This is a genomic window from Fundidesulfovibrio agrisoli (assembly GCF_022808715.1).
Classification (GTDB): Bacteria; Desulfobacterota; Desulfovibrionia; order Desulfovibrionales; family Desulfovibrionaceae; genus Fundidesulfovibrio; species Fundidesulfovibrio agrisoli.
In genome coordinates, this window is record NZ_JAKZKX010000018.1 from 26092 (window position 1) to 34681 (window position 8590).

An 8590-nucleotide genomic window follows, 5' to 3' on the forward strand; every position below is an offset into this window, starting at 1 on the left:
CAGCCAAAATAGCGCCTTGGCGTAATAAATAGTGAAAAGCCGTTCTATAGTCCAGCGGCTAAAGACCTGAAGAAACTGATGGAGGGCCGGGCCCGACGAAATCAGGAGGATTCAGGCGGGATCAGACGGGATCGAGCGGATCAGGAGGCGATCAAGAGGGCTCAGGAGCCGTGCAGGATGTCCACCCAGGCGTTCTCCCACCAGGGTGTGAAGCGAGCGCCCGTGAGCAGGCACGGGCCGAGGACCACTTCCGGGTCCCAGGTCCAGAGGGTGCGCCCGGACACCCCGCCCAGGCGCAGGGCCGCCTCGGGGGTGGCCAGCACGTGGGGGGTCTTCATGCGGGCGGCGTCGGCGGCCAGCTGCTGCTGGTCCTGCGGGGAGAAGCGGTGCCCGTCGGGGAAGGCCACGCGCAGCCTCGGCGGCAGGCCCAGGAACTGTTGCGCGGCCTTGGCGGCCACGTCCTGGCTGGAGTGCGGGGCCACCAGCATGTAGGGCTCGCCCCCCAGGCTTTCGGCGCTCTCGCCGCCGGGGCCGCGAAGCTGCCAGATCTTGGGCCACACGGTGAACACCGGCTTGGCGAAGCGCTCCAGCCTGCGCTTGGCCAGGGGCTCGCGCAGGGGCAGCTCGTCGGGCCAGAGGTGCAGCACGAAGGCCCCGGCCCGGTTGAGCGCCGTTGCGCCCTCGCCCCAGAACCCGGCGGGCACGGCGCGGTTCCAGCCCTTGTCCAGGTCGTGGGGGCTAAGCAGCACGATGTCGCACTTGCGGCGCACGGAAAGGTCGGAGAACAGGTCGTGCAGGATGAACAGGTCCGGGTGGACGGCCTCCCAGGCGGACTTGCCCGCGCGCACGGGGTTGTCGTCGGCCAGGATGACCGCCTCGGGATGGTACTGTGAGAGCAGCCCGGCGTCGGTGCCGCACAGGGCCGGAGGCGTGCCCGGCTGCACGGAGAGGGGCATGTCGTCGGGCTCGCCGTCGCCGGGCCCGGTCAGCAGCGCCGGGGTGAGCCCCTTGGCCTTGGCCCAGCCCAGCAGCCAGGCCGAGAGCATGATCTTGCCCCTGGCCAGGGAGGAGATGGAGCCCACGCCCACCGCCGGGGCCGGGGGCGTCCAGCTGGGAGGCAGGCCTTTGCGGCGCAGGGCCTCCCTGATGCGCCCGGCAAGGGCGTTCGCCGCGCCCACGGGGGTCAGCAAAGGCCGGAGCCGTTGTTGCCAGAGAAGTATGTCCTGCATGGGGGGATGAAGCCGGGGAGGCCGGGGGGCACTCTGAGGGGCCCCCCGGCGCTTGGTCTTCTTAGTCGCGGTTGCCGCCGAAGAAGCGCAGCATGATGAGGAACAGGTTGATGAAGTCCAGGTAGAGGGTCAGCGCGCCCAGGATGGAGCCGCGGCGCAGGGCCGTAGCGTCGCCCATGGGGGCGGCGGCGCCCATGTCCTTGAGGCGCTGGGTGTCGTAGGCGGTGAGGCCGGTGAAGACCAGCACGCCCACGCAGTTGATGATGAAGGCCATGGCGCTGCTTTGCAGGAAGATGTTCACCAGCGACGCGATGATGATGCCGATGAGCCCCATGAACATGAAGCTGCCCAGGCTGGTCAGGTCGCGCTTGGTGACCATGCCGTACACGCTCATGGCCAGGAACATGCCCGCGCTCACGGCGAAGGCCGAGGTGATGGAGGTGGCCGTGTAGACCAGGAAGATGCTGGAGAGCGTGACGCCGTTCAGGGCGCTGTAAGCCAGGAACATGCCTGTGGCAGTGCCGGAGGCCATGCGGTTGATGCGGGCGGAGAGGCCCACGACCAGGCCCAGCTCGGCCAGGATGAGCACGATGAGCACCACGGGATTGAAGGCGATCTTGTAGACGGCGGGGCTGGACGCGACCATGACAGCGATCAGCGCGGTCAGGCCGAGGCCGGCCGCCATCCAGCCGTACACGCCGCGCATGAAGGCGTTGAGCGCCTCGGCGCGGGAGAGCGACTGTTGAGCGTTGGCGGCATTGTACATGTCGAAGCTCCTTATGTTGAATCTCGCGTTTGTGCTCCAGATAGTCCCTGTCGGGCCGGAATGCAAGGGCTCACCCTTTCGCCTCCCACTGCTCCAGGGCTGCCAGGGCCCTGGCCAGCTCGGTGACGTCGAAGTGCTGCACCACCACGGAATCCACCGCGCCGTCCGCCCCGAACACCGGGTACAGCACGGTCTCCATGACCAAGTCCAGGTCCTGGGCGGGCTCGTGGGTCCTGTGGGCGTTGAAGACGTAGCGCGGCATGCGCACGATGGCCCCGGCCAGGGCCTGCCGGAAGTAGCCCGGCACGCCGAGCATGATGAGCTGGGGGTCGGTGAAAACGGAGAAGTCCTGCGGGGGATGGTCCAGGCTGGCGGCGGCCATGGCGGCCTTGTTCACGCGCAGCACATGGCCCTCCCTGTCGAACCAGATCTGCATGATGGGGCTTTCGTCGAACACGGAACGGAAGGCCTCGCACTCGGCCCGCAGCCGGGCGTGCGCCTTCTTGCGCACCGCCTCGGCGGCCTCCAGCTGCCTGAGCGCCTGGCGCAGGCGCTCGACCTCGGCCTCTAGCTCCTGCCGCGTGGGTGTCTGCCGCTCGTCCATACTACCTCCGGGCGTGATACGGCCTACTCGTCCTCCAGGCTGGAGACGTCGCCCGGGGCGGCGCCCGTCTCCTCGGCGCGCAGGAGCCTGCGCATGATCTTGCCGCTCTTGGTATGGGGCAGGCGATCGCGGAAGGCGAAGGAACGCACCGCCACGAATGGCCCCAGCTCGCGGTGGATGTGCGTGGTGAGCGACTTGATGAGCTCGTCCTCCGAGTCGAAGTCCTTGTGCCACTCCTCGGCGCGCACCACGAAGCACTTGGCGGCCTCGCCCTTGATGGGGTCGGGCACGCCGATGACGGCGGCCTCCACCACGGCCTTGTGCGCGGTGAGCGCGGCCTCCACCTCGGCGGGGCCGATGCGGTGCCCGCCGATGTTGAGCACGTCGTCGGCGCGGCCCTGGAACCAGAAGTAGCCGTCCTCGTCCTTGCGGGCCACGTCGCCCGCGAAATAGACCCCGGGGATCTTCTCCCAGTAGGCCTTCTTGTAGCCCTCGTCGTCGTGCCAGAGGGTGCGGGCCATGGCGGGCCAAGGTTTGCGCACCACCACGAAGCCGCCCTTGTCCGGCCCGGCTGGGTTGCCGGAGCGGTCCACCACGTCAACGTCCACCCCCGGCAGGGGCCGCCCCGCGCTGCCGGGCTTCAAGAGCGAGATGGGCAGCGGCGAGACCATGAACATGCCCGTTTCGGTCTGCCACCAGGTGTCCAGCAGTGGGCACTCGCTGCGTCCGATGTACTTGTGGAACCAGACCCAGGGTTCGGGGCCGATGGGCTCGCCCACGCTGCCCAGCAGGCGCAGGGTGGAGAGGTCGTGGCGGCGCGGGTACTGCCCACCGTAGCGCATGAGCATGCGGATGAGCGTGGGCGTGGTGTAGAGGATGGTCACGCCGTAGCGGGCCACGATGTTCCAGAGCCTGTCAGCCTGCGGATAGAGCGGGTGCCCCTCGTAGAGCACCACCGTGGTTCCCGCCATGAGCGGGCCGAACACCACGTAGCTGTGCCCGGTGATCCAGCCCGGGTCGGCCGTGCAGAGGTAGAGGTCCGTGGGCTTGACGTCCATGACCCAGCGGTAGGTGGAATGCACGCCCACCATGTAGCCGCCGTGGGTGTGCACCAGGCCCTTGGGCTTGCCCGTGGCCCCGGAGGTGTAGAGCAGGAAGAGCGGGTCCTCGGCGTCCATGACCTCGGTGGGGGCCTGGGGGCGCTCCTGGCGCAGCAGGTCCTCGTAGCGCAGGTCGCGCGGCTCCACCATGTCCAGCTCGACGCCGGCGCGGTGCACCACGATGACGGACTCGGTGCAGTCGCAGTCCTCCCCGAAGAGGGCCTCGTCCACCACGGACTTGAGGTTGATGACCCGGCCGTTGCGGTAGAAGCCGTCCGCCGTGACGATCACCTTGGGGCGGCAGCTCTCGATGCGCTCCCGCAGGGACTTGGTGGAGTAGCCCGCGAACACGAGGGTCTGCACCGCGCCGATCTTGGCCGTGGCCAGCATGGTGATGATGGTCTCGGGCAGGGGCGGCAGGAAGATCAGGATGCGGTCGCCCTTGCCCACGCCCAGGGAGCGCAGGGCGTTGGCGAAGCGGCAGACGTCGCGGAAGAGCTCGTAATAGGTGTACTTGCGGCACTCGCCGGATTCGCCCTCCCAGATGATGGCCAGCTTGTTCTTGTTGACCGTGTGGATGTGGCGGTCCAGCGCGTTGTGCACCAGGTTGCACTTGCCGCCGGTGAACCAGCGGAAATAGGGCGGGGTGGTATCGTCGAGGACCTGCGTCCACTTCTCGAACCAGTCCAGTTCGGCGGCCTGCTCCTCCCAGAACAGGCGGTAGTCCAGGTCCGCCAGCTTCTGGGCGGCCTTGAGCTCGTTCTGGCCCATGTTGGCTTCGCGCACCACCTGGGGCAGTGGGCGGAAGACCCGTTCTTCCCTGAGAAGGCTATCGACGAGGCCGGTTTCCATACGATGCTCCTGATGCCAGACGATACTGCGGGGCGGCCGGGGGGCGCGTCACAGGCCGAGAACCTGTTTCAGCTCGCCGATGCGGCGGCGGCTGATGGGCAGCTCGATGCGGGTTTTACCCTGGGTGCGCAGCATGAACTGGCCCCCGGGCAGGCTGGCGATCTCGGTGACGGCCTCCAGGTTCACGAGGAATTTGCGATGCACCCTGAAGAACCCGTGGGGCGCCAGGCGCTCCTCCAGGTTCTTCAGGCGGTAGGAGGTCAGGAACTTCTGCTGCGCGGTGTGCACGAAGGAGTAGTCCTCGTAGGCCTCCACGAAAAGTATGTGCGGGTACGGCAGGAGCAGGGTGCGCCCGTCCAGTGTGATGGGCAGCTTCTCGATGTCCACCGGCTTGCGCTTGAGGGTCAGGTCCCAGGCGTTCTTGAGGGCGGAGATGAAGGGGCCTTCCTCGTCCTCCTCGATGGGGAGCTGGAGGGTCTGCTGGTCGTCCTGGGCGCTGGCGGAGCGCTCCTCGGGCCAGGCTCCGGCGGGCTGGACCTCCTTGAAGCCGGGCGAGAGCCCGCGCAGCCGGGTGAGGGTCAGCTCCAGGCGCTGGGGCGTCACCGGCCAGATGAGGTAGTCTGCCGCGCCCAGCTCGAAGGCCTTGTAGGCCTGGGACTCGTCCGGGGCCACGAAGACCAGGGCCGGGCGCTGGCGGCGGCCCGCCAGCATCTGGGCCAGCTCGATGCCCGAGGTGGGGCCGGGCAGGTCCGGCCCGACGAAGAACACCCCGTAGGGGATGGCCTCCAGCATCTCCATGGCCTCGAAGGCCGTGGCCGCCTCGCCCAGCACGCGCAGGAAGTCCACCCCCGCGAGGATCTGACGCAGCCCGGCCCGCACGGCCGGGTCGGCGTGGATGATGAGCGTTTTCACGTGCGGCATGGGCGGGGCTCCCTCATGGAAAGGTCATAGCGGCTCCGGCCCGGCGCGGCAAGGGCGGGGGGAAATCTCTTTGGTCAGCGGCGGCTTGGCCTCGGTGAACGGAAGGGCGGATCGGGAACGATATGAAAAAATTCAGAACTATTTCCCCACATAGCCCTATATGGGGTGATTTTAATTTTCGCTTGCATACAATCCTCCTAAACATCAAGGAGGCATACCATGCTTTTCAATACCCTCGGAAACTCTCTACTCGGCTCAACCTGGGATGACGATGAGTCGTCATCTCCTGGTTTCCCGTATTGGCGCCGGAACATGATCCAACATGGTGGGCAACCCCCTATCGGGCTCCCCTTAGCAACTGGCGAACCGCCTTATCCGGTCGCCCTGGGACTGACTGACCAAAACGAGTTGCAGCCGCTAGAGCCTATCCCATGGGCAGGCCTCCTCTGACTCGTGAGCAAACATTACGAGGCTACGCAAGGTTGATGGGAGTTGATCCATCACGAATCGATCCAGTGACGATGTCGCTCAAGAGCAGCGATAGCTCCGACGGCGTCGAACAGGATAACGTGGCAAGCACTGGGCGCTCCGGCCTACTGGCAAATGTGGGTGGCCGTCCTAGGGGATGGCAGGGCTCGGTAGGGATAGTGCCGGAGAATGAACCCGGCCCCATGAACGAGCCCTACGACCCCGAGGGCGACGCCGTGCGAGGAAGGAATTGGGAATTCCTTTCTCCGGCAATGAAAGAACGGCTCCGGGAACGCCTGAAAGGCTCACCTTTTGAGAATGCGGATCTGGACTCGCTCAAGATCCATGTGGGGGAGACTCCTTGGTACATGCCTTCGGACAAAGGCGGAATCACCTTGGAGGATCATATCTACATCGACACTTCCAGGATGAAGAACGGGTTCAGGCCGTTAGACGATGAAAATCACCTAAGCCTCTTAACTGAGGAAGTGATTCATACGGACCAGTACAAGAACGGGATGACGCGACCAGGCTATCTCTGGGAGGCAGCCAAACACGGCTACGAGCGGAATCCCTATGAAATCGCGGCCCAATCGGTTGCTTGGCCTGGGTATGAAGCTCCAGCACAGCTTGAGCGCGTGGCCCCTCCCACAAAGGAGGAATGGCAACAACGCTAGCCGCCGAGACAGATTTGCCAGGGCGGCAGTCGGGATCACCACGCCGGTTGCCGCCCAAATGAACGATACGCTGCACTCAACAATCGCATTGACTTACATTAAATATAAAATATACTATTTTTGTCGTTCATCTGGAGTTACAATGCGAAAAAGACACTTGCTCACCTCCGCCTCTCTCCTTCTGGCCGCACTGATCCTCTCCGGTTGCCTCGGCCGGACCAACTACACCAGGCTCGATCCCCGTTGCCGGGACTGGACGCGCAGCGGCGTCCGTTCCTGGCAGTTCGCCGAGTCCGGCCCCGACATGGACACCTTCTATGAATACTACATGTGCAAGCATGCCTATACGCACCACATGATCGGGGACACGACCTATTTCGAATCACACCCGGAAGAGGCGCTCGACACCATCCGGCGCAAAATCCCCCACGTGAGGAGCAACAACGAGCTCAATGCGGTCATCCGTCTGCTGCACCAGATGCTCGTTTTGAAGCTCTGCGACCAGGCGGAGTACGATCGCCTCACGGCGCAACTGCATGAAATCAACAAGACCCTCAGATGACAAGCAGACGGCCCCGCAGCATCAGGACAAATTTTGGGCACATCTCTAGAGCACGCCGGACGTAGCGTTTCCACGCTCTTCCTGGCTCATCCCCCCGCCCGAGCGGCTGGTTCGGGATTGACGGACACCCGTTGCGAGAGGAGGACCCTTTCGCCCCACCCCACGGGGCTGTTGCCCTCCCCGCGCATTTTCTATAAGGATGCAAAACAGCTGATAGTTCGCCAATTAACGAGAGAGGAACTCCCATGCTTATCCGCGACTGGATGACCAAAGACGTTATCTGCGTGCAGCCCGAGACATCCATGATGAAGGCCTCAAAGCTCATGCGCGAGCATAAAATCAGCAGGCTGCCGGTTGTGGACGACTCCAACCGCCTGCTGGGCATCGTCTCCGATCGCGACCTCAAGGAGGCCTCCCCCTCCAAGGCCACATCGCTGGACATGCACGAGCTGTACTACCTGCTCTCCGAGATCAAGGTCAAAGACATCATGACCAAAACCCCCCTGGCCGTGAAGCCCTCGGAGACCGTGGAAAAAGCCGCCGTGCTCATGATGAACAACAACTTCGGCGGCCTGCCCGTGGTTGACGACAACCTCAAGGTCGTGGGCATCCTCACCGACTCCGACGTGTTCAAGGTGCTGGTGAACATCACCGGCATCACCGAAGGCGGCGTGCAGCTGGCCTTCAGCCTGCCCAACAGCCCCGGCAGCCTCAAGTCCGTCATGGACGACCTCAAGGGATACGACGCCCGCATCATCAGCGTGCTGACCAGCTTCACCCACGCCGACGAAGGCCACCGCGACGTCTACATCCGCATCCACGACCCCGAGAAGGCCGTGCTCACCCGCATGGTGGACGAACTGGGCCAGAAGTACACCCTGCTCTACTGGGTGCGCGACAACCTCAAGCCCATCGTCGCCTAGCCCGGCGCAACGCAACGAAAACGCCCCCGGCGCTCCATGCCTGGAGCGCCGGGGGTTTGCGCATCCTGCGGGCTTGACTTGCGGCCCGCGCGTCATAGTTCACTGGGCACGCACCCGCGTATGCTCCATTCATCCTCAAGGAGACTTCCATGCTCGAAAAGCGCAACTGCCCCCATTGCGGCCAGGCCATGAGCGAATGGCTCGGCCCCCCGGAAAGCGGCTGGGGCATGATCCTGGTCTGCAACAACAACGAATGCGTCTACTTCAAGGGTTCCCCGCGCATGATCCGCCAAACCGAGGAGGAATCTCCCCTGGGTTGCCGCTACGCCGAGGACCCCGACAACAACTACACACCCTTCAGCCTGGTGGCCTGGCACGGCGCCTGCCGCGACTAGGCTTCCCACCGCCGGGAACCGCTTCGGGCCCCCCCCCCCCCCCCCGCCGGGCGGAGCATATTTAAATTCCGTAGAGCACCGCGTGGTAACCCC

9 protein-coding genes are annotated in these 8590 nt (G+C 64.9%); 4 read left to right on the top strand and 5 right to left on the bottom strand.

The window, feature by feature from the left end; genetic code table 11:
* Positions 1 to 161 precede the first annotated feature (161 nt).
* From MLE27_RS12915 to MLE27_RS12935, 5 genes are all read right to left on the bottom strand, one after another.
* Positions 162 to 1229: a tetraacyldisaccharide 4'-kinase gene (locus MLE27_RS12915; RefSeq protein WP_243312494.1), complete on the bottom strand. Its 1068-nt coding sequence runs from the start codon at positions 1227 to 1229 to the stop codon at positions 162 to 164.
* Between the two features lie 61 nt (positions 1230 to 1290).
* The gene (locus MLE27_RS12920) at positions 1291 to 1995 is read right to left on the bottom strand and encodes a Bax inhibitor-1/YccA family protein (protein WP_243312495.1); all 705 of its coding nucleotides are present in this window, start codon (positions 1993 to 1995) and stop codon (positions 1291 to 1293) included.
* Positions 1996 to 2065: 70 nt separating this feature from the next.
* Positions 2066 to 2599, bottom strand: coding sequence for a PAS domain-containing protein (locus MLE27_RS12925; RefSeq protein ID WP_243312496.1), 534 nt, complete (start codon positions 2597 to 2599; stop codon positions 2066 to 2068).
* A gap of 23 nt (positions 2600 to 2622) precedes the next feature.
* On the bottom strand, positions 2623 to 4551 hold the full coding sequence (gene acs / locus MLE27_RS12930; RefSeq protein WP_243312497.1) for an acetate--CoA ligase: 1929 nt from the start codon (positions 4549 to 4551) through the stop codon (positions 2623 to 2625).
* A gap of 48 nt (positions 4552 to 4599) precedes the next feature.
* On the bottom strand, positions 4600 to 5472 hold the full coding sequence (locus MLE27_RS12935; RefSeq protein WP_243312498.1) for a LytR/AlgR family response regulator transcription factor: 873 nt from the start codon (positions 5470 to 5472) through the stop codon (positions 4600 to 4602).
* 671 nt (positions 5473 to 6143) lie between these two features.
* Between MLE27_RS12935 and MLE27_RS12940 the strand changes: the two genes are divergently transcribed.
* From MLE27_RS12940 to MLE27_RS12955, 4 genes are all read left to right on the top strand, one after another.
* The gene (locus tag MLE27_RS12940; protein WP_243312499.1) at positions 6144 to 6617 is read left to right on the top strand and encodes a hypothetical protein; all 474 of its coding nucleotides are present in this window, start codon (positions 6144 to 6146) and stop codon (positions 6615 to 6617) included.
* A gap of 142 nt (positions 6618 to 6759) precedes the next feature.
* Positions 6760 to 7179: a hypothetical protein gene (locus MLE27_RS12945; RefSeq protein WP_243312500.1), complete on the top strand. Its 420-nt coding sequence runs from the start codon at positions 6760 to 6762 to the stop codon at positions 7177 to 7179.
* Positions 7180 to 7424: 245 nt separating this feature from the next.
* Complete coding sequence (locus MLE27_RS12950) at positions 7425 to 8102, top strand: CBS and ACT domain-containing protein (RefSeq protein ID WP_243312501.1); 678 nt, start codon at positions 7425 to 7427, stop codon at positions 8100 to 8102.
* Between the two features lie 149 nt (positions 8103 to 8251).
* Positions 8252 to 8497: a hypothetical protein gene (locus MLE27_RS12955; RefSeq protein WP_243312502.1), complete on the top strand. Its 246-nt coding sequence runs from the start codon at positions 8252 to 8254 to the stop codon at positions 8495 to 8497.
* The last annotated feature ends 93 nt before the right edge of the window (positions 8498 to 8590 follow it).